General features: G+C 70.9%; 15 protein-coding genes and 1 tRNA gene. 8 read left to right on the top strand and 8 right to left on the bottom strand.

Annotated elements, in window-relative coordinates; translation table 11 throughout:
* Window positions 1-6 precede the first annotated feature (6 nt).
* Window positions 7-1,692, bottom strand: a complete 1,686-nt coding sequence (locus J2S43_RS41040; protein WP_306838740.1) for a copper resistance CopC/CopD family protein — start codon at window positions 1,690-1,692, stop codon at window positions 7-9.
* Between the two features lie 256 nt (window positions 1,693-1,948).
* On the opposite strand from J2S43_RS41040, the gene J2S43_RS41035 reads away from it, so the two are divergent.
* The 4 genes from J2S43_RS41035 to J2S43_RS41020 all read left to right on the top strand — a co-directional run bounded on the left by J2S43_RS41035 (window position 1,949) and on the right by J2S43_RS41020 (window position 5,684).
* A complete protein-coding gene (locus J2S43_RS41035) occupies window positions 1,949-2,413 on the top strand; it encodes a MauE/DoxX family redox-associated membrane protein (RefSeq protein ID WP_306838738.1) in 465 nt (154 codons plus the stop codon).
* A gap of 7 nt (window positions 2,414-2,420) precedes the next feature.
* Window positions 2,421-3,137 carry a DsbA family protein gene (locus J2S43_RS41030; RefSeq protein ID WP_306838736.1) on the top strand — a complete coding sequence of 239 codons (717 nt, stop codon included), beginning with the start codon at window positions 2,421-2,423 and terminating at the stop codon, window positions 3,135-3,137.
* An 8-nt stretch (window positions 3,138-3,145) separates the two neighbouring features.
* Complete coding sequence (locus J2S43_RS41025) at window positions 3,146-4,363, top strand: hypothetical protein (RefSeq protein WP_306838734.1); 1,218 nt, start codon at window positions 3,146-3,148, stop codon at window positions 4,361-4,363.
* 169 nt (window positions 4,364-4,532) lie between these two features.
* Entirely contained in the window at window positions 4,533-5,684 is a 1,152-nt protein-coding gene (locus J2S43_RS41020; RefSeq protein WP_306838732.1) for a glycoside hydrolase family 6 protein, read from the top strand.
* A 104-nt stretch (window positions 5,685-5,788) separates the two neighbouring features.
* Here J2S43_RS41020 and J2S43_RS41015 read toward each other — a convergent pair whose 3' ends face one another.
* The 4 genes from J2S43_RS41015 to J2S43_RS41000 are packed head-to-tail and all read right to left on the bottom strand — an operon-like array spanning window position 5,789 to window position 8,269.
* Window positions 5,789-6,538, bottom strand: coding sequence for an energy-coupling factor ABC transporter ATP-binding protein (locus J2S43_RS41015; protein ID WP_306838730.1), 750 nt, complete (start codon window positions 6,536-6,538; stop codon window positions 5,789-5,791).
* Window positions 6,535-7,284 (bottom strand): cobalt ECF transporter T component CbiQ, encoded by a 750-nt coding sequence (gene cbiQ / locus J2S43_RS41010; protein WP_306839782.1) that lies wholly within the window; start codon window positions 7,282-7,284, stop codon window positions 6,535-6,537. Before cbiQ ends, J2S43_RS41015 begins: the two co-directional genes overlap by 4 nt.
* Window positions 7,257-7,583, bottom strand: a complete 327-nt coding sequence (locus J2S43_RS41005) for a PDGLE domain-containing protein (protein WP_306838728.1) — start codon at window positions 7,581-7,583, stop codon at window positions 7,257-7,259. Before J2S43_RS41005 ends, cbiQ begins: the two co-directional genes overlap by 28 nt.
* The gene (locus tag J2S43_RS41000) at window positions 7,580-8,269 is read right to left on the bottom strand and encodes an energy-coupling factor ABC transporter permease (protein ID WP_306838727.1); all 690 of its coding nucleotides are present in this window, start codon (window positions 8,267-8,269) and stop codon (window positions 7,580-7,582) included. The genes J2S43_RS41005 and J2S43_RS41000 overlap by 4 nt, the downstream gene beginning before the upstream one ends.
* 104 nt (window positions 8,270-8,373) lie before the next feature.
* Here J2S43_RS41000 and bcp point away from each other — a divergent pair, with 104 nt between their 5' ends.
* The 3 genes from bcp (at window position 8,374) to J2S43_RS40985 (ending at window position 12,468) form a co-directional block, all read left to right on the top strand.
* Window positions 8,374-8,853 carry a thioredoxin-dependent thiol peroxidase gene (gene bcp / locus J2S43_RS40995; protein ID WP_306838725.1) on the top strand — a complete coding sequence of 160 codons (480 nt, stop codon included), beginning with the start codon at window positions 8,374-8,376 and terminating at the stop codon, window positions 8,851-8,853.
* A 245-nt stretch (window positions 8,854-9,098) separates the two neighbouring features.
* Window positions 9,099-9,173 (top strand) — tRNA-Leu (locus J2S43_RS40990).
* A 97-nt stretch (window positions 9,174-9,270) separates the two neighbouring features.
* Window positions 9,271-12,468, top strand: a complete 3,198-nt coding sequence (locus J2S43_RS40985) for a DEAD/DEAH box helicase (RefSeq protein ID WP_306838723.1) — start codon at window positions 9,271-9,273, stop codon at window positions 12,466-12,468.
* A 194-nt stretch (window positions 12,469-12,662) separates the two neighbouring features.
* Here J2S43_RS40985 and J2S43_RS40980 read toward each other — a convergent pair whose 3' ends face one another.
* Window positions 12,663-13,385, bottom strand: a complete 723-nt coding sequence (locus J2S43_RS40980; protein WP_306838721.1) for a response regulator transcription factor — start codon at window positions 13,383-13,385, stop codon at window positions 12,663-12,665.
* A gap of 202 nt (window positions 13,386-13,587) precedes the next feature.
* Here J2S43_RS40980 and J2S43_RS40975 point away from each other — a divergent pair, with 202 nt between their 5' ends.
* Window positions 13,588-13,827, top strand: a complete 240-nt coding sequence (locus J2S43_RS40975) for a hypothetical protein (RefSeq protein ID WP_306838719.1) — start codon at window positions 13,588-13,590, stop codon at window positions 13,825-13,827.
* Between the two features lie 64 nt (window positions 13,828-13,891).
* Here J2S43_RS40975 and J2S43_RS40970 read toward each other — a convergent pair whose 3' ends face one another.
* A complete protein-coding gene (locus tag J2S43_RS40970) occupies window positions 13,892-18,754 on the bottom strand; it encodes a DNA repair ATPase (protein ID WP_306838717.1) in 4,863 nt (1,620 codons plus the stop codon).
* Window positions 18,751-20,763: a flotillin family protein gene (locus tag J2S43_RS40965; RefSeq protein ID WP_306838715.1), complete on the bottom strand. Its 2,013-nt coding sequence runs from the start codon at window positions 20,761-20,763 to the stop codon at window positions 18,751-18,753. Before J2S43_RS40965 ends, J2S43_RS40970 begins: the two co-directional genes overlap by 4 nt.
* Window positions 20,764-20,770: the final 7 nt, after the last annotated feature.

The raw sequence follows: 20,770 nt of genomic DNA, 5'->3' as shown, positions 1-20,770 counted from the left end.
CTTCAGTCAGGAGGCGACATCCACCGTGACGGTGACGGTGGCCTGGTCGATCTCGGTGGTGCGGAGGGTGAACGTGAACTCCCAGGTGCCGGCCGCCGGCAGCTGGAACTCGCTGATCGCGTGGTTGTCGGCGACGCGGAGCATGGGCACGTCGATCGGCTCGATCCCGGCGGCCGGGAGCGCGGCGGTGGTGGTCCACTCCTCCGCCTTGAGCAGGTTCGTGGTGCCGGGCTCGTACGAGTACAGGTGCATCGAGTTGCTGCCGACCTTGGCCGGGTCCAGCTCGACCTGCAGCGTGTAGAGCGGGCTGTCGACCAGCACCGAGAAGTAGCCCTCGCCCGCCAGCACCGCGTTCTCCGACTCGGTGCGCGCCGGCGTCTGCTGGACCAGCACCGAGGTGACGCCGAGCACGACCACGGTGATCGCCAGCTCGGCCCAGACCGCGGTCCGTATCCGCCCCGGGTTCTCGGCCGTGACCCGCTTGCGGACCAGCGACCGGGAGTACGCGGCGACGCCCACCACGGCCGCGAACAACGCGGTCTTGGCGATGATGAACCGCCCGTAGGTGGTGCCGGTGAGCGCGTCGAGCGTGCCGATCTCGATGAGCGCGTTGACCACGCCGGCCAGCAGCAGCGCGCTGACCGCGAGCGCGGCCCACCGGGACCAGATCGGCAGGATCGCGCTCAGCTCGCGCTCGCCGGCCTGGCGCAGCAGGAAGCCGACCAGCATGACCAGGCCGCCGAGCCAGACCGCCATGCTGACCAGGTGGATCGCGTCGACCACGACGGAGACGGCCGCGACCGGTGAGGCGGACGGGTGGCCGGTGAGCGGCCAGGTGAAGACCGCGGCGGTGCCGAGCGCGGCGAGCACGATCAGGTCGACCATGTTCTCGCCGCTGCGGCCGCCGTCGCCGCGGCCGCCGTCGCCGCGCTCCGCGAGGATCGGCCGGAGCATGATCGCGATCGCGGCGAGCAGGCCCAGTCGGACCAGCAGCGCGGTGCCGAACGAGCTGGCGACCACGTCACCGAGCCCGCCCGCGTCGAGCAGATTGCCGCCGCCGGTGTAGGGCGCCTGAAGGTAGAGCGCGGCGAGCGTGCTGAACGCGATCAGGCCGAGGCCGGTGCGCACCAGCCGGGCCGGCGTCCGGCGGCTGAGCCGGGCCGGCCAGAGGAACAGCAGCACCAGGACCGGGCCGACGACCAGCACGAGCCCGGCGTACCCGATGAACTTCGCGACCGGGATCGTGTTCTTGACCACCGGGTCGGTGTCGTCGCCGTCCTCGGCGAGCACGGGCACCGCGGACGTGGCGCCGACCGAGAACGTGAACGCGCCGCTGACCGGATGGCTGTCCGCGGAGATCACCCGGTAGCTGACCAGGTACGTGCCGCGCTGGTCCGCGGTGACCGGGATGATCAGCGTCGAGCCCTCCGCGCGCGGGTCGCCGCCGACCCGGTCGCCGTTCGGCGCGATCACCTGGATCTTGCCGTTGACCGGGCTGACGCCCTCGGTGAACGTGAGCTTCACGTCCCCCGGCGGGGTCTGGACCACGGACTGGGCGGCGGGCGTGGTGCGCTGCAGGACGGCGTGCGCGCTGGCCGGGCTCGCCGGTCCGACGAACACCGCGAGCGCGCCCAGGACGAGCGCGGCGAGCACGGCCCAGCGGCGTCTTCTCTCGGCAGTCATGCCGGACATGCTCTCCCACGGATGTGGCGGTGATCGCTGGTGGTGGGCGTGGCGTGTTTCGCACCTACCGTTTCGACCCCAAATATGGGATCAAAAAGGACGAAACGCGAGGGGCGGGAGGGCATGCCCCGTTGGTCGGACGCGCGGCCCGGGAAGTTCCCGGCGATTTCGGGACCTTCGCCCGTACCTGTCGGGTCCACGTCCCGTCACCGTGAGCACGGAACCGGGCGACGGCCCGGCACGACCAAGGAAGGTGGACTCCTCTGTGTGGCATCGAGCCGGACCGTGGGCCGGGCTCGTCGCCCGGCTCGGTCTCGCGGCCGTCTGGCTCTACGCCGGCGGCTCCAAGGCCGGCGACCTGGCCGGATCGGCGCGCGCCGTCAACGCGTACCAGCTGCTGCCCTTCGACGTCGCCCAGGTGATCGGCGCGATGCTGCCGTTCGTCGAGGTGGCGGTCGGGCTGCTGCTGCTCGCCGGGCTCGCGACCCGGGTCTCGGCCGTGTTCTCCGCGCTGCTGCTGGTGGTCTTCATCGTCGGCATCGCCAGCGCGTGGGCCCGCGGCCTGCAGATCGACTGCGGCTGCTTCGGCAGCGGCGGGCAGCTCGCCGCCGGGGAGAGCCCGACCTACGGCTGGGAGATCACCCGGGACATCGGGTTCCTGCTCCTGGCCGGCTACCTGATCGTCCGTCCCGACTCCCGATTCTCCGTCGACCGCTTCCTGACGAGGTAACCAGGCCATGAGTTCTCGAAAAGATCAAAAGCAGGCGAATCGCATGGTACGCGAGCAGCTCGCCAAGGAGCGGCGCCGCAGAACCACGCTGTGGACCTCGGTGGTCGCCGCCGCCGTGCTGCTCGTGGCCGGCATCGCCGGGTACGGCATCTTCACCGCCCAGCGCTCCGGCGAGGTGTTCACCCCGGCCTCCGCGATCGCGGACGGCACCGGGTTCTCGGTCGGCACCGGCGCCGTCACGGTCGATGTCTACGAGGACTTCATGTGCCCGGCGTGCGGCCAGTTCGAGAGCGCGGCCGGCGCCACCATCGACGAGCTGGTCAAGGCGGGCAAGGTCACCGTGGTCTACCACCCGATCTCGATCCTCGACCGCTACTCCAACGGCACGCAGTACTCCACCCGCGCGTCCGGCGCCTCCGCGTGCGCGGCGGACGGCGGCAAGTTCACCGAATACCACAAGGCGCTCTTCGACAACCGGCCCGAGGAGGGCACGTCCGGCCTCGACGACGCCAAGCTGATCTCGCTCGGCACCACACTCGGTCTGGGGGATGACTTCACGCGGTGCGTCGAGGACGGAAGATACGAGACGTGGAGCGCACAGATCACGGACCGGGCGAGCGAGCGCGGGGTCACCGGCACGCCGACCGTCTACGTCGCCGGGACCGTGCTCGAGGACCGTTCCCCGGCCGGCCTGACCGCGGCGGTCGAGGCGGCCGTCAAGTAATCCGGCTGGTGGTCGCGGTCCTGGCCGGTGTGCTGCTCGCACCGGCCACGGCCGCGCCCGCGTTCGCGCACGGTGCGGACGCGCCGGCCGGCACGAACTACCGGGCCCGGCTCACCGGCGTCTCCCCGGACGTGCCCGGCGTCCGCCTGCGCGTCATCGAGGCCGGCGCCCGGCTCGAACTGACCAACACCGGTGGGCGCGAGATCGAGGTGCTCGGCTACGAGGGCGAGCCCTACCTGCGAGTCGGGCCGGACGGGGTCTGGGAGAACGTCAACTCCGCGGCGACGTACCTGAACGCCAGCATCGCCACGTCCACGAGAGTGCCGGTCACGGCCGGGCCCACGGTGCCGCCGTCCTGGCGCCGCATCTCGGACCGGCCGACCGCCCGTTGGCACGACCACCGCACGTACTGGATGAGCGAGGAGCGACCACCCGCGGTCGCCGCCGACCCCAACCGGCCCCAGCGGGTACGGAACTGGACCGTCGACCTCCGCGACGGCGTCACACCGATCACCGCGACCGGCACGCTCGACTGGGTGCCGCCGCCCTACGCCGGCGGCTGGTGGGCCGCGGTGGTCCTGGTCGCGGCCGCGGTCGCCGCGCTCGGTCTCCTCCGCGGCCGGATCGCGCTGTGGCTGCTGGCGGCGGCGTCCGCAGCGGCCGGGGTGGCCGCGCTCGCCTACACGGCCGGGCGCGAGATCGACGCGGGCAACGACACGCTCGGCACCGCGCTGCCCGCGCTGCTCTCCACTCAACTCTGGCCCGCGCTCACCGGCGTCGGCGCGCTCGCCGCCGCGGCCTTCGCCGTCACCCGCCGGCCGTCCGCGGACTTCGCGCTCGCGCTGGCCGGCGTCTGCACCGGCGTCTTCGTCGGCCTGGCGAACGCGGGAGCACTGGTCAACTCGGTCGTCCCCGCCCCCTGGCCCCCGGTCGCGGCCCGGGTGCTCGACGTGCTCGCGCTCGCGGCCGGCTTCGGCCTCACCGCCGCGGCCGTCCTCCGCATGCGCGCCACCGCGCTCGCCACCGCCGGCGACGCCCCTGTGTCCGGCGGCCCGGAGTCTCCCGGCGGCCCGGAGTCTCCCGGCGGCCCGGGGTCTCCCGGCGGCCCGGGGTCTTCCGGCAGCACGGCGGCGTCCGGTGAGGGCCGGGATCCGGCCCGCCCGCGTCCACGCCGCACGCCGCTCACGCTCAAGGCCGCGCTCGATGAGCGCCCCGAGGACGATTGACCCCGCCGAGAGGCATCTCAGAGGTTGTATGTCGGATCTTCGGCATCTCATTGTTTCGTCAGCAATTCTGCCGATTTCCGAGGTTTCTTTACGAATCTCTTAAAACCCTTAACAGTCAACGCCCCGACCAGTACGTTCGCCAAGATTCCGAACACTGAGGGGAACGATGATGCACGTTCGACGCTGGCAGGTCACCGGTGTGGCGGCCGCTGCCGTGCTCGCCGCCGGGATCGGCGTGGCGGTCATCGCGGACGCCGACGACTCGGCGCGGGATACGACGATCGCCGGCCTGCACGCTCCCATCGCGGTCCCGCCGTCGTCGCAGCCCGCGTCGCCGCCCGCCTCGCCGTCCGCGTCGGCCTCGCCGTCGTCACCGCCCGCCTCGCCGTCTGTGCCGGCCCCGCCGTCGTCACCGCCCGCGTCGTCGCCCGCGCCGGCCGGGCCGCTGGCGGAGACGTCCGGGTTCTTCGTGGACCCGAACTCCGAGCCGGCGAAGTGGGCCCTCGCGAACAGGAACGATCCTCGGGCCGCGCGGATCAGCGCGGAGATCGCGTCCCGGCCGATCGCCAAGTGGTTCGGCGAGTGGTTCACCGACATCGGCACCTCGGTCGACAGGTACGTCGACGCCGCCGCGGCGGCCGGGAAGCTGCCGGTCCTCGTCGCGTACACCCTGCCGGGCCGGGATGCGTGCAGCGGGCACTCCGGTGGCGGCCAGAAGACACCCGCCGAGTACAAGACGTGGATCTCGGCGTTCGCCGCCGCCATCGGCGACCGCCCCGCGATCGTCATCGTCGAACCCGACGCCCTCGGCGACGCCGAATGCATGACCGCCGAGCAGATCGCCGTCCGCAACGAACTGCTGAACTTCGCCACCGGCGAGCTGAGCACCAGGGCGCCGAAGGTCTGGGCCTACCTCGACGCCGGCAACGTCGGCTGGGGCGAACCCACCGAGATGGCGGCCCGCCTGCACGACGCCGGTGTCCGCAACGTGCGGGGCTTCGCCCTCAACGTGTCGAACTTCCACCCGACGGACAAGACCGTGGCGCACGCCGCGAAGATCAACGCCCAGCTCAAGAGCAAGGGCTACACCGCGGGCTTCGTCATCGACACCAGCCGCAACGGCAACGGCCACGCCGGATCATGGTGCAACCCCCCGCAGCGCAAGCTCGGCTCGGCACCGCAGCCCGGCGCCACCGGCGAGGACTACCGCCTCTGGATCAAGACCCCCGGAATCTCGGACGGCCCCTGCGGCACCGCACCGGGCGTCCCGTCCGGCACGTACAGCCCCGAACTCGCGATCGCCCTCATCGACGGTAGCTGAGCGGCAACCCGCCCGGGGTTCTCGCTGGTGACCACCCACTCGACCGGTGCCCGCGGGAGCATGCGGTCTGTACCCCGCCGGAAGCGGGAAATCATGATCTGGATCTAGGTTGCCGGCACTGAGAAGCCGTAGGGCAGCTCCAGCCGGTGGGCGGCCAGGAGTGCGGTGTCGGCGAGGAGCGTGCGGGTCGGTGCGTCCGCGGTTATGCGGCCCGCGTCGAGGATGACGGCGCGGTCGCAGAGTTCGAGCGCGTACGGCAGGTCGTGGGTGACCATCAGGACCGTGACCGGCAGGCCGCGCAGGATCTCGGCCAGCTCGCGGCGGGAGGCCGGGTCGAGGTTGGAGCTGGGCTCGTCGAGCACCAGGATCTCCGGGCGCATCGCGAGGACCGTGGCGACCGCGACTCGGCGGCGCTGGCCGAAGCTGAGGTGGTGCGGGATGCGGTCGCGGTGTTCGCGCATGCCGACCGCGTCCAGTGCCTCGTCGACGCGCTGCTCGAGCTCGGCGCCGCGCAGGCCGAGGTTGGCCGGGCCGAACGCGACGTCCTCCGCGACCGTCGGCAGGAACAGCTGGTCGTCCGGGTCCTGGAAGACGACGCCGACGCGACGGCGGATCTCGGTGAGCGTGGTGCGGTCCCGGGAGACCGTGAGTCCGGCGACCGTGACCGTGCCGGAACCGCCGCCGAGGATGCCGTTCAGGTGCAGGACCAGCGTGGTCTTGCCGGCGCCGTTCGGGCCGAGCAGCGCGACGCGCTCGCCGCGTGCGACCCGCAGCGTGACGCCGTCCAGCGCGCGGTGACCGTCGGGGTAGGCGAACGAGACGTCGCGGACGTCCAGGCTCGGTGCTTCGCTCATGTGAGGATCGTGGCGGTCACCGCGATCGCGGCCGCCACCAGGGGTACGGTCGCGGCCGCCGCCCACTGCGCCACGCCCGCGCCGGCGCCGCCGAGCTGCGGGAGACTGCCGGTGTAGCCACGGGACAGCATCGCCAGATAGACGCGCTCGCCCCGCTCGAACGCGCGCAGGAACAGCGCACCGATGCCGGACGCGAAGCCGCGCAGCTGCCACAGGAACCGGGGGTCGTCGCCGCGGGCCAGCCGGGCCGTGCGCATGCGCCGCGCCTCGTCCGCGAGCACGTCCAGGTAGCGGAGCATGAACGTGGCGATCTGGGTGAGCACCGGCGGGCAGCGCAGCCGGTCCAGGCCGACGATGATGTCCCGGGTGCTCGTGGTCGCGGCCAGCAGCAGCGCGACCAGCACCCCGAGCGTGCCCTTGACCAGCAGGTTGAAGCCGCCGTACAACCCCTCCACGGACAACCGCAGGCCCAGCCACTCGACGCGCTCGCCCACACCCACGAACGGCATCAGCACCGCCAGCAGCACGAACGGCACCTCCACCAGGCTGCGCCGCGCCAGCCACCCGGCTGGGACGCGTGCGACGGCCGCGAGCGCGACCACGATCAGCGCGTGAACCCCGAACGCCCACACCGCCTCGCGCGGCGTCGCCACCACCGCGATCGTGATCGCGACGGTCGCTGCGATCTTGACCTCGGGCGCGAGGCGGTGCACCGGGCTCACTTCCGGCTTCGCCTCAGCACCCAGAAGAGACCGCCCGCGACCGCGAAGACGAGCAGCACGCCCGCGATGCCGGAGAGGCCGGTCGAGAGATAGGCGTTGTCCACGCCCGCGATGCCGTAGTCGGCCAGCGGGCTGTCCGCCAGCTCGTGGTCCTTGGCACCCTGCGCCATGCAGGTGCCGCCGGTGATCTCACCGTCCGCGTTCGTCGTGCAGCCGCGCGTCGAGGCGGAGTCGAGGCCGTCCGGCGAGGACGACGCGAAGCTGCTCACCACGCCGGCCAGCAGCAGCGCGGTCAGGAGACCGGCCAGGATGAACCTCCTCATGCCGCGACTCCCGTCTTCAGTCCGCGCAGCGCGTAGACCAGGTCGGGGCGGACCCGGGCGACCGTGGCGACCGTGGCCGCGCTGATCAGGCCCTCACCGATGCCGATCAGCACGTGCGTGCCGGCCATCGCCGCGGCCACGCTCGTCAGTCCGACGCCGGTCAGCTCCGTCGAGCCACCCAGCGCGTACTGCAGGACGAAGCTCTGCGACGCCACCACCACGCTCACCACCGACGCCACGAAAACCGAGATCGACAACCCCGCGGGGGTACGAGGAAGCACGCGCAACAACAGCACGGTGACCCCGAACGCGACCGCGGTCGAGACCAGACCCATGTTCGTGATGTTCGGCCCCAGCGCCGTGATGCCGCCGTCCGCGAAGAACAGCGCCTGCGCCGTGATCACGATCGTCACGCACAGCGCGCCCACCCACGGCCCGACCAGGATCGCGGCGAGCGCGCCGCCGAGCAGGTGCCCGCTCACGCCCGGCAGCACCGGGAAGTTGAGCATCTGCACCGCGAAGATGAACGCCGCGACCAGGCCGGCCATCGGCACCAGCCGGTCCTCCAGATCACGGCGGCCGTTCACCAGGCACACCGCGATCGCGACGGCGGCGAGCACCGTGTAGGCGATCGAGACGGGCCCGTTGAGGACCCCGTTGGATATGTGCAGAGCCTCGAAGTCCATCGGCGCCGCTCCCTCTCTCAGGTGACGCTCAGACTATTGAGCCACCCGCCTTGTTGCCAAGGACTTGCAGCTGTGTGCTTCAACGCGCCGGTAGGGTTGGCCGCATGACCGAAGCGATCCGCCTCACCACCGGCGACCCCGCCCCCACCTTCACCCTGCCGACCGACACCGGCGACCAGCTCTCCCTGTCGGACCTGCGCGGACGCAAGGTCATCCTGTACGTCTACCCCAGCGCCATGACCCCCGGCTGCACGAAGCAGGCCTGCGACTTCCGCGACTCCCTGGCCTCGCTGACCGCCGCCGGCTACGACGTGGTCGGCATCTCCCCCGACACCCCCGCGAAGCTGGCCAAGTTCCGCGAACACGACGCGCTGACCTTCCCGCTCGTCTCCGACCAGGACAGGTCCGTGCTCACGGCCTACGGCGCCTACGGCGAGAAGAAGCTCTACGGCAAGACCGTGGTCGGCGTCATCCGCTCCACCTTCGTCATCGACGAGAAGGGCGCCATCCAGCAGGCGTTCTACAACGTCAAGGCCACCGGCCACGTCGCCAAGCTCCGCAAGGACCTGGGCCTGGACAACTGACCGAAAGTGTCGGAGGGACGGGCTAGCGTTCCGGCGTGGTCAAGTATCGATACACGCCGGAAGCCCTGGCCCAAGCTGCGGCGGCCTCACAGATTCCTCAACAATGAGGCGCGGAACCTCCGCTTCCTCTGCCCCGACTGCCACAGCCGGACCGCTACCTACGCCAACCGCAAACGCACCGGTCAACTATGATCCCGGGACAGCGTTGCGTCGGACAGGAAACCATGACCGATTTTTCGCTTTGAGGGGCCGTAGCCCAATTGGTAGCAGGCAAACGGTTTAGGTCCGTTCCAGTGCGGGTTCGAGTCCCGTCGGCCCCACACGAGTTGTCCTTCCACTCGTTCGAGTGGGCGCGCCGTTCGCGCTGGTCGTGAATCAGTAGCCTTATCGAGCGAACCGTCGGGTGAGGAGCTTGTCTTGGCGCGGTTGATCCTGACCGAGGACGAAGCGGCGATCTGTCAGGCCGTCGGCGTGAGATCCTTCACGGCGGCCCGCAAGGTGGTCGGCGAGGTCGTCGACGCTCGCTGGGCGGAGCCGATGCGGCGGGCCTCCGGCCGGATCCGGGGCGGGATGAGCCGGGTGCAGGCCACGCTGGTCATCGGCCCGGACGGCGCGGTGAAGAGCATCGACGGCGCCTGCGCGTGCAAGAGATCGCCGGAGTGCGATCACCCGGTGGCGCTGGTGCTGGCCGCCGGTTTCGAGGTCGCGGAGTCGCAGGCCGCCGCCCGCCCGTGGGAGTCCGCGCTCGCGTGGCTGACCGACGCCGAGCCGGCCGAGCCCGAGGCCCCCGAGATCGCGCTGCAGTTCGAGCTGGAGACGACCGGGACCACGCGAGTCCTGTTACGCCCCGTCCTGCCGGGCCGGAACGGCTGGGTGCGCACCGGCATCAACTGGCAGACGCTCGGCCACACGTTCTACAGCCGGTCCGGCCGGACCGCACGGCACCTGGCCCTGTTGCAGGAGCTGCGTGGCCAGACCGCGAGTTCCAGCCCTTACTCCTACTACAGTTCCTACGCCGACAGCCGGGTGATCAACCTCGGCGACTTCCCCGCCCGGCGGGTCTGGGATCTGCTGCTGGAGGCGCAGGACGAGGGTCTTCCGCTGGTGTCCGCGGGACGGGCCGCCGAGCCGGTGACGGTGCGGCCCGCGCCGGTCCGCTACTCGGTCCAGGTGGACCGCGACGGCGACGACCTGAGGTTGCGTCCCGCGCTCACCGACGGTCGCACGGTGCTCGATCCCCGGCGGACGCTCCTGGTCGGCGAGCCGGCGCACGGCGTCGCCTGGTGGGAGGACGGGCCGCGGGTGCTGCGGCTCGCGTCGCTGGCCCGGCCGGTGACCCGGGATGCCGCGGCCGCGCTGGCCTCGCCGTCGATCGTCGTCCCCGGTGCGGAGCAGCCGAGGTTCCTCCGGCAGTTCTATCCGGGTCTCGCGCGCCGCGCCGAGGTCGTGGTGCTCGACGAGTCGGTGCGGCTGCCGGACCTGAGCCGGGCGACGCTGACCCTGACCGGCCGCCGGCTGCCCGATCACCGGATGACTGTGTCGTGGTCGTGGGTGACCACGATCGGCGACGGCGAGCACCGGGAACCCCTCGACGACGTGGCGCTGACCCCCGCGCACGAACGGACGCTGGACTCGGTCACCGAGGTGGTCGCGGATCCGCGCTACGGGCTGACCGAGCCGTCGCCGGACGGCCCACGGCTGCTCGCCGGCGCGGTCGTCAGCGGGGACGCCATGCTGCACCTGATCCGCGACCTCACGCCCGCACTGACCGCGCTGCCGGACGTCGAGGTGGAGCTGCACACCGATCAGGACTACGTCGAGACGGTCGAGGCGCCGGTCATCTCGTTCGCAGAGACGGCGAACGGAGACTCCGACTGGTTCGATCTCGCGGTGGAGGTGACGGTCGGTGGCGAGCAGGTCGGTTTCCAGGACCTGTTCGTCGCGCTCGCGGCGGAGCAGGAGTTCCTGATCCTGCCGAGCGGCCGGTACTTCTCGCTGGACCGCACCGAGTTCCGCCAGCTGCGTGACCTGATCGCGGAGGCGCGGGCGTTGCAGGACGCGCCGCCCGGCACCGTGCGGGTCGGCCGTTTCCAGGCCGGGGTGTGGCAGGAACTCGCGGAGATCGGTGAGCTCAGCGGCCCGGCCGCCGCGTGGCAGGAGTCGATCCGGGCGCTGTCCGAGACCGGCACCGGACCGCGGGCCGCGCTGCCGGACGGCTTGAGTGCCACGCTGCGCGGTTACCAGGAGGAGGGCTTCCAGTGGCTGGCCGCGCTGCACCGGCACCGGCTCGGTGGCGTGCTCGCCGACGACATGGGGCTCGGTAAGACCGTACAGACGCTGGCTCTGATCTGTCATGCGGTGGAGGAGGGGACCGCCGACGCGCCGTTCCTGGTGGTCGCCCCGGCGAGCGTGGTCGGTAACTGGGTGAGCGAGGCGACCCGGTTCGCGCCCGGACTGGACGTGCGGGCGGTCCAGCAGACGCAGGCCCGCCGCCCCGGCACGCTGGCGGAGACGGTCGGCGGGGCGCACGTGGTGGTCACGTCGTACACGCTGTTCCGTCTGGAGCACGACGAGTACGCCGCGCTGCCGTGGGCCGGGCTGATCCTGGACGAGGCACAGTTCGTCAAGAACGCGGCGTCCCAGGCCTACCGCTGCGCGCGGCAACTGCCGGCACCGTTCAAACTCGCCATCACGGGTACGCCGATGGAGAACAACCTCGCCGAACTGTGGGCGCTGCTGTCCATCACCGCGCCCGGCCTGCTGTCCCGGCTGGACCGCTTCACGGAGTTCTACCGCCGGCCGATCGAGCGGGAGCAGGACCAGGAGCGGCTCGCCCACCTACGCCGCCGGATCCGGCCGCTGATGCTGCGCCGCCGCAAGGCCGAGGTGGTCGCGGACCTGCCGGCCAAACAGGAACAGACGGTCATGCTGGAGCTCAACCCGCGGCACCGCAAGATCTACCAGACCTATCTGCAGCGCGAACGGCAGAAGGTGCTCGGCCTGCTCGGCGACCTGCAGCAGAACCGTTTCGAGATCTTCCGGTCGCTGACGCTGCTCCGCCAGGCGAGCCTCGACCTCAGCCTGGTCGACGCGAAGCATCACGCCGTCCCGTCGACCAAGCTGGACGCGCTGGTCGAACGCGTCACCGACCTGGCCGCCGAGGGCCACCGGACCCTGGTCTTCAGCCAGTTCACCCGCTTCCTGACCGCGGCCCGCGAACGGCTGGAGAACGACGGCATCGAATGCCACTACCTGGACGGGAAGACCACCGACCGCGCCCGGGTGATCGACGCCTTCAAGTCCGGCACCGCACCGGTCTTCCTGATCAGCCTGAAGTCCGGCGGCTTCGGCCTGAACCTCACCGAGGCCGACTACTGCATCATGCTCGACCCGTGGTGGAACCCGGCGACCGAGGCACAGGCGGTCGACCGCATCCACCGCATCGGCCAGACCCGCAACGTCATGGTCTACCGCCTCGTCGCCAAGGACACCATCGAGGAGAAGGTCATGGCCCTCCAGGCCAAGAAGGCCGCCCTCTTCGGCAGCGTCCTCGACGGCGGCGACTTCGCCTCCACCACCCTCACCGCCGCCGACATCCAGACCCTCCTGGAGTGACGAGCCGATTCAGGAGAGCCGCCCACTTCTCCTCCCACCTGACCAGCGCGGCCTCCCACTCCAGCAGATCCGGCCGGGATCATGACGAAGCCGGACCGGGAGGGCGGTCGGGGACTTCATGAGCGAGTTCGTCCACGACTGGGGTGGCGAGGCGGCGGATGTCGCGGGGCCCGGGTCCTAGCCCTGGAAAGCCTTCAGGCGAGCACGCGCTCGATCTCCGGGGCCAGGAGTGAGGACTCGGGGCGGGGTGGGAGGACGAGCTTGTAGCCGACCTGGCGGACCGTGCCGATCATCGACTCGTATTCGGAGCCGAGTTTGGCGCGGAGGCGGCGGACGTGGACGTCGACGGTGCGGTGGCCGCCGAAGTAGTCGTAGCCCCAGACCTCGCGGAGCAGTTGGTCGCGGGTGAAGACGCGGCCGGGGTGCTGGGCGAGGAACTTGAGCAGCTCGAACTCCTTGTAGGTCAGGTCGAGCGGCGCGCCCTTGAGCTTCGCGGCGTAGGTGGCCGGGTCGATGAGCAGCTCGCCGGCGGTGATCATGCCGTTGGTGCCGGCGTTCTGCGCGGTGCGGCGGGCGGTGACGAGCCGGAGCCGGGCCTCGATCTCGGCGGGACCGGCCGTGACGAGCACCACGTCGTCGATGGCCCACTCAGCCGAGACGGCGGCGAGGCCGGCCTCGTCGACGACCGCGACCAGCGGGCTGGAGAGGCCGGTGGCGCGCAGCAGCCGGCAGGTGTCGCGGGCCTCGGCGAGGCCGGAGCGGCTGCCGAGCCCGTGGGCGCCGTCGACCAGCACGACGTCCGGGTTCGGGCCGGTGATCAGCGCGGACACGTCGCGCGGCGCGATCCGCAGCGTGTGCGGGAGCAGGTCGAGCCCGGGGAGGACGCGCCGGGCGCGCTCGCCGGCGATGGCGGTCATCAGAAGAATCTCCACGGTGCCCCTAACCCCCGAAAGTGTGATCGGAAAGGCCAGATTCCAGCAGATTTGTTTCCGGCCGGATTCCGGGTGGCGAACACCACGTTTACCGGGGGAGATCACATCTGAAGTGCGGATAGGTTGTAACCGAACCGATCAAGATCAAAATATTCGGTATGGCCGCTACCTGGGGTACGGTCCGGTAGTGAGAGTCGAATGCCACTGGTGGAACGGGAACCGCACCCCGAAGGGTCGTCGCGACGTCTACATCCGGACGGATGGTTCCCGCTGGGAGGTCGAGGCGCAGATCGGCGGCGCTTCCGGCAAATCCAAGGTCCAGGAGTGCCCCAGCCAGACCTCGGCCGTGATCCTCGCCAACGCCTGGCGGGGCTCCAACCCGAGTTGGTTGGAGGTGCCTCAGCCGCGCACCCCCGCGCACAGCTGAGACACCGGCGCCGTGGCAGCGGCGCCCGCAACCACATCCCTCAAAACCGGCGAAACAGCACGAATCAGGGCGTCATCGACCGCGTCGCAGCGGCGCGGTCGATGGCCTCCGACACGCGGTCCGCGAGCAGTCCGACCGCGCCGACCGCCCGGCCCATCGGGTCGTCCCCGGCCCCGCCGAGCGCGGCCTGCCGGAGGAACGCGGCCTTGACCTCTTCCCACCGCGCGGCCTGCTCCTCCGACATGAGGCCCCGCAGGGACGCGAGCTTCAGCAGGTTCGCCTCCGCACCGCCGGTGAGCGTCTGCGCCTCGCCGAGGTAGTGGTCGTCGAGCACCAGCTCCAGCTCCGCGTCGTTCATCACCGGCACGATCCGCTCCGCGATCTTGTTCATGTTGCGGTACGAGCCCTGCAGCCTGAACGGCGGTTCGGTGCGCGACTCCTCGGCCTGCGCCGCGGACGCGATGTAGGCGCGGTTGACCGTGAGCACGACCTCCTGCACCCGCAGTAGCTTGCGCAGCACCGCGAGGATGCCCTCCAGCTCGACCGCGGAGTACGGGTGGGCGAGCTTGTCCGCCTGCGCGGTCTCGTCGCCGCGGGCCAGCCGGACCAGCAGCTCGACGTCGCCGCGCTCCCGGGTGGACAGCGGCGCCAGCACCGCGTTCGAGGTGAGCGCGTTCTCGATGTACGACAGCGCGAAGAGATCGTCCCGCCCGGAGAGCACGTCGCCGAGGTTCCACACGTCCGCGCGGTTGGCCAGCATGTCCGGGATCCGGAAGCGGGTGCCGGTCTCGGTGTACGGGTTGCCGGCCATGCACACCGCGAACCGCTTGCCTCGCAGGTCGTACGTGCGGGTCTGCCCTTCCCAGACGCCCTCCATCCGCCGCTGCGCGTCACAGAGCGAGATGAACTTCTGCAGCAGCTCCGGGTTGGTGTGCTGGATGTCGTCCAGGTAGAGCAGCACGTTGTTGCCCATCTCCAGCGCGAACGAGATCTTCTCCACCTCCTGCCGCGCGGTCGCGTTCGGCGCCTCGGCCGGGTCCAGCGAGGTCACGCCGTGCCCGAGCGCCGGCCCGTTGACCTTGACGAAGACCAGGCCGAGCCGGCTGGCCACGTACTCCATGAGCGTGGTCTTGCCGTATCCGGGTGGCGAGATGAGCAGCAGCAGGCCCATCTGGTCGGTGCGTTTCGCGTCGCCGGCCGCGCCGAGCTGACGGGCCAGGTTGTCGCCGATCAGCGGCAGGTAGATCTCGTCGAGCAGCCGGTTGCGGACGAACGCGCTCATCACCCGCGGCGTGAACTCGTCCAGCCGCAGCCGGGCGCGTTCGGCGGCGGCGAGCGCGTTGCGCCGGCGCTGGTACTCGCGGTAGGCCGGCATGCGCTCCTCGCGGAACCGGCGGGTGCGCGGCAGGAACTCGTCCAGTCTCAGGGAAATAGAGCGATCGACGATCCGCGGGTGCGCGCCGAGCAGCCCGGTCACCTCGAGCGACAGCGCGGCGGACGAGTCGTGCCGGGGGAGATCCGCGGTCAGCAGCAGCGCGACCGCTTCCGCCAACTCCGGCGGCGCCGGCGAAGAGACCGAGGCCAGATACGCGCCGAGCCACGCGGACGCCAGCTGATGCCGGGCCGCGAGATCATCCAGGGCGCGCAGGTCCTCGTCGAAGTCGCGTCCCGAGGGCGCCGCGGCGCCGCCGAGCGCACGACGGAACCGGTCCAGCAGGGTACGCGCGTCGGCGCTGGTCACGAACCCGAACGGCTCGCCGCCCAGCTCCTCGACCAGGTACTCCCCCACCTGCTCCGGCTCCTCGACCGGCAGGCCGGCCTCACCGAGGAAGACCGTCGCGGAAGCCCCGAGCTCAGACGCGAGTTGCGAAACCGCAGGCCCGGCCGTGCCGAAAACCGCACGCGCGCGGATCAGCGACGACGCCCGCCGGGTCCAGACCGCCCGGTCGTCCTCGGAGACGCCGTAGGCCCAGAACAGCTGCGCGGCCGACCGCACCGCGGCCGGGTAGCGCAGCAGCCCCGCACCGGCGTGCAGGCGCAGCAGCGCGTCCAGGATGAGCGCCGCGTCGACGTCGTGGACGCCCCGTTCGTACCCCTCGTCGTATCGGGTCTCGGCTTCCCGGCGCACCAGATCGCGAAGGTCGGTGCCGTTGAGGCCGACGGAGAGCAGCGTGGCCGCGAGGTGCTCGGATCGGTAGACCTCCGGCGACTCGGAGACGAGCAGCTGCTCCCAGAACGGCTTGGTGGCGGCGAACCCGGGGTCGCGGACCGGCGAGCGGAAGTCGGTCGCGGTGACCGCGAACGTCATCTCCCCGTCGTGCGGCACCATGGTCAGGTCCACGGCCTGCGTGTTGACCGCGAACCGGTGCTTGCCGAGCCGGATCGTGCCGCCGCCGTCCGCGAACAGGTCGAGACGGTCCCGCAGCGATCGGCCGGCCTCCTGGCGCGCGGACTTGACCCGGCCGGCCAGTTCCTCCGCGCGCACGCTGTCGCCGAGCCCGCGCAGCTCCTCCGCGACCGAGTGCAGCTTCGCGACCATCGGGTCGGTGGCGAAGTACGTGTTGACGTCGTCGAGCGTGTCCAGCGTGGCGACCCGGCGGCCGACGCTGCCCAGGATGCGCTCGGCGGAGTCGACGAGCCGGTCCGCGCGCCGGGACCGGTCGTCCAGCAGCGCCTGCTTGCGCGACGAGAACGCCTCGTAGACGTCGGTGCGCCTGGTGGACAGCTGCGCCAGGAAGTCGTCGAAGTCGGAGAACCGGGACTCCAGGTTCTCCAACTGGAGCATCAGCCGGCCGAGCTGCTCGTCGCATCGCGCGGGCGTGTCCGCGGCCGCGAGCGCGCCGGTGATCGCCTGCCCGAGCAGCGCGAACTCGGCCGAGAACTCGGCGCGGCCCTCGCGGTCGAGCAGCTGCCTGCGGCGGCCCTCGAGCACGGCGCGGGCGCGGTTGAGCCCGCCGAGCACCTCGCCGACCCGTTCCAGGATGCCGACCCGGACCGTGGCGTCCGCGATGTCGAGCGAGCCGACCACCTCGGTGACGGTCTGCAGGCCGGTGGACTGCTCGTCGAGCTTCTCCAGCACGCCGGCCGAGGACGCCACCGTCTCGATCCTGCCGGCGTCAACTTCAAGATCAGCGACGACCGCGTGGTACGAGGAGAAGGCGTCCGCGTCGCTCAGATAGGTCACGGCCCGCTGCGCGAAGGCGGACGTCTCGGATTCCAGCGAGGACAGCAGCGAGTTCAGCGCGCCGAGATCCACGTAGCGCAGCTCGCGCAGTGACACGAGCCGTCCCTGCGCCGCCCGCAGCGCGGCCAGCCGGGTGATCCACTCCGGCGTGGACGTCGGCGTCTCGCCCTGCGACCGGCGGATCATCGCGGTGATCTCGGTGGACGCGGTGCCGAGCGCGGTCGCGGCCTGCGCCGTGAGCGCCTGCACCTTCTCGAACTCGTCGAGCACCTGCGACGCGGTCGCGCGCACCTCGGCCAGCGGCGTGGCCAGGTCGCCCAGCTCGTCCTCGCCGAGCCAGTGGTAGTGGTCGAACGCGCGCGTGCACGCGGAGATGAGGCCCTCGTAGACGGCCTGCGACGGGGACATCTCGCCGACCATCCGGGCCACCGAGACCGCCTCGGAGATGCCGCGGACCAGCTCCGCGTTGCCGATCCGGGCCAGCGTGCCCTCGCCGGCCGGCTGCGCGGCCGCGTACGTGTCGGACAGGAACGGCGTCTGCCACACCTGCACCGGGTGCACCCGGGTCGGCTCGTCGGTCGCGGACCGGAACACCACCAGCGTGCCGTCGTCGAACAGCGAGTACCCGTGGCAGGTGAACGGGTTCGCCACCTCCTTGCGGATCACGTTGTACGGCAGCAGCAGGTAGCGGCCCTCGGCGCGGGCATGGAAGACGTAGAGCACGTCCTCGCCGTTCGGCGACCGGATAACCCTCTCGAACTCCAGGTCGAGCACGTCCGTGTCGAACGTCTTGGTGACGCCGGTGTCCAGGTAGTAGCCGCCCGGGAAGATGATCCCCTGGTCCTCGGGCAGCCGCTGGCAGGCCTGGCCGATGCCGTCCAGCCGGGTGACGGTCCGGGTCCGGGTGTTGAACACCAGGTACCGGTACACGGTCTCCTTGTACGGCAGGATCTTGAGCAGCAGCAGCGTGCCGACCCGGGCGTAGGAGATCTCCGCGTCCGCGAGGCTCTGCAGCGGCTCGTCGACCGGCTCGCCGTAGATGCCCTCGCCGTCCTCGGTGTTGTTCTCCACCTTGATGGTGAGCGTGCCGCCGACCGTCTCGACGAAGACCTCGTCCTCGATCGAGACGTGCGGGTGCCGGCCGAGGACGTGCTGGTCGCGGGTGGTCTCGGTCCACTCGAAGTCGTGCGCGGCCGGGAAGACGTGCTCCCGGTCGCCGCGGCTGTCGAGATAGGAGACCGTGCCGTCCGGCGCGATCTGCCAGCGCAGCACGCGCAGATCGTCCGCGCGGGCGCCGGTCTGGAAGACGGCCAGCAGCCGCCCCTCCAGCCGGCGCAGCTGCAGCAGTCGCGCCTGCCGGTAGTACTTGTACAGCTCCGCGAACTCGCGCTGGAAGCGCTCGTCGTCGAGCAGGCCCGGCACCGGGCCGGGATCATCAAAGGAGAAGGTCTCGCCGGTACGGGTGAAACCGTGCAGCGCGAACACGTCCCCGACCGTCGTCTCCGACTTCAGGCCGATGAAGACGTTGTAGCCGAACAGCATCCGCCCGCCCACGGACACGATGTCGCGCGGCACGCAGTTGTTCTCGGTCCGGATCCGCTCGGTGCCGAGCAGGCGCAGCTCCGCACCGCCGAACGTCTCCGCACGCCGGGCGTTGAGACGTTCGGCGCGGCGGGCGAGCTCCGCGGCCTGCTCGGCGAGCCGGCCGCGGAGTACCTCGTAGGTGCCGGCGTCGACGCTCACTTGTTCGCCGGGGTCAGGTCGGCCACGGACTTGTCCGCGATACCGAGGCGACGCGCGCTCTCCAGCAGCTCACGCAGCTTGGCCTCGTCGGTGCCCGACGAGGACTTCATCTGCTGGATCAGGAATGCGGAGAGCGTCAGGTTGCTCACGTCGGCCGTGGAGATCGCGCCGAGCAGCTTGCCGAGGTCCGCGGGCAGGTTGCCGTTGCCGTTCACGTACGGGGCGACGAGCGACTGGGCCACGTCGGAGCCGGCCAGGAACCCGTCCACGCTCTTGCCGAGCGTGATCGAGCCGAGCAGCTTGTCGAAGAAGACGCTGTCCCCGCCGACGATGTCGATGTTGGCCTTCTCCAGGCCGGCCGCGACCACCATCGCCTGCGACTCCGCGACCTGCCGGTGCACGTCGATGCCGGCCAGCCGGATCTCCTTCTCGGCCTCCAGGCGCAGCCGGTACTCCTCGTGCTCGCGGGACGCGTCGGAGAGCGCGGCCATCGCGGCGGCCTTCTCGGTGAGACCCTCGGCCTCACCCTTCAGCTTCTCGCGCAGCGCGTCCGCACCCGCAAGCGCCTTCTCCCGGTCGACGATCGCCTCGGCGCGGCCGACCTTCTCGATCGCCTCCGCGCTGCGCTCCTTGACCTGAGCCTCGGCGAGACCCTCGGCGGCCGCGGTGGCCTGCTTGGCCTCGGCCAGCCGGATCTGGGCGCGGGTGTCCAGCTCCGCGGCCTGCTGCCGGGCCTCGGCCAGCGTCAGCTGCTCGCGGGCCTTGAACTTCGCGGCCTGCTCCGCGGCCTCGGCGGCCTTGATGTTCTTGACCAGCACCTCCTGCGCCTCGGCCTCGGCGTTGATGATCACGGCCTGGCGGGTGCGCTCGGCCTCCTCGACCACGCGCAGCCGCTTGATGTTCTCCTCCTGCTCGGCAACGGTCTTCTCGACCGCGATCCGCTCACGGACGACCTCGGCGATGGCCCGCTTCTCGGCCTCCACCTCCTTGTCCTTCGCGATGGTGGAGAGCTCGGTCTCGCGCTGCCGGCCGATGACCTCCAGCATGCGGTCCTTCTCGATGCGCTCGGTCTCGATCGCGATGACCCGCTCGCGGTTCTTCGCCGCGACCGCGATCTCCCGGGCCTGGTTCTCCGACTGGATGCCCAGCTGCTCCTCGGTGCGCAGGTCGGCGGTGCGGGAGCGCAGGCGCTCCTCGGCGTACACCTTGGCGGTCTCGGCCTCCTCGCGGGCGCGCATGGTCTCGATCTCGCGCTTCTGCCGGATCTCCGCCTCGGCCTGGCGACGCTGCAACTCGAGGATGGCCTCACGGGCGTCGACGTTCTGCCGCGTGATCTCCTTCTCCTCGTTGCGGGTGAACTCGTTCGTCTTCACGGCCTCGACCGCGGTCAGCTCGGTGATCTTCCGGATGCCCTGTGCGTCCAGGATGTTCTTCGGGTCGAGCCGGTGCAGCGGCGTCTGCTCCAGGAAGTCGATCGCCGCGTCCTCCAGGCTGTAGCCGTTGAGGTCGGTGCCGATCACCGCGATGATCTGGTCGCGGAACTCGTCGCGCTTGGTGTAGAGGTCGACGAAGTCGAGCTGCTTGCCGACCGTCTTCAGCGCCTCGGAGAACTTCGCGTTGAACAGCTCCTGAAGCGTCTCCTGGTCGCTGGCGCGCGCGGTGCCGATCGCCTGCGCCACCTTGATGACGTCCTCGATGGTCTTGTTGACCCGCACGAAGAACGTGATCCGGATGTCCGCCCGGATGTTGTCCCGGCAGATCAGGCCCTCGTTGCCGGTGCGCTCGATCTCGATCGTCTTCACCGAGATGTCCATGATCTCGGCCTTGTGCAGCACCGGCATCACCACGGCACCGGTGAACGTGACGTCCACCTTCTTGACCTTCGAGATGATCAGGGCCTTACCCTGCTCCACCTTCCGGAAGAGCCGGCTGACCAGGAAGGCCAGGCCCAGCAGGACGAGCAGGACGACGGCGAGCAGCACGCCGAGACCCGTGGTGATCACATCCATCGACGAT

Origin of the sequence: Catenuloplanes nepalensis, from assembly GCF_030811575.1 — a bacterium.
GTDB classification, from domain to species: Bacteria; Actinomycetota; Actinomycetes; order Mycobacteriales; family Micromonosporaceae; genus Catenuloplanes; species Catenuloplanes nepalensis.
This window is presented reverse-complemented; position numbering and strand designations above follow the sequence as displayed.

Bases quoted from the DNA above. Each gene is read 5' to 3' on its own strand.
- J2S43_RS41040 (WP_306838740.1), bottom strand. From the start codon at position 1,692: ATGTCCGGCATGACTGCCGAGAGAAGACGCCGCTGGGCCGTGCTCGCC.
- J2S43_RS41030 (WP_306838736.1), top strand. From the start codon at position 2,421: ATGAGTTCTCGAAAAGATCAAAAGCAGGCGAATCGCATGGTACGCGAG.
- J2S43_RS41020 (WP_306838732.1), top strand. From the start codon at position 4,533: ATGCACGTTCGACGCTGGCAGGTCACCGGTGTGGCGGCCGCTGCCGTG.
- J2S43_RS41015 (WP_306838730.1), bottom strand. From the start codon at position 6,538: ATGAGCGAAGCACCGAGCCTGGACGTCCGCGACGTCTCGTTCGCCTAC.
- J2S43_RS41005 (WP_306838728.1), bottom strand. From the start codon at position 7,583: ATGAGGAGGTTCATCCTGGCCGGTCTCCTGACCGCGCTGCTGCTGGCC.
- J2S43_RS41000 (WP_306838727.1), bottom strand. From the start codon at position 8,269: ATGGACTTCGAGGCTCTGCACATATCCAACGGGGTCCTCAACGGGCCC.
- bcp (WP_306838725.1), top strand. From the start codon at position 8,374: ATGACCGAAGCGATCCGCCTCACCACCGGCGACCCCGCCCCCACCTTC.
- J2S43_RS40980 (WP_306838721.1), bottom strand. From the start codon at position 13,385: ATGACCGCCATCGCCGGCGAGCGCGCCCGGCGCGTCCTCCCCGGGCTC.
- J2S43_RS40965 (WP_306838715.1), bottom strand. From the start codon at position 20,763: ATGGATGTGATCACCACGGGTCTCGGCGTGCTGCTCGCCGTCGTCCTG.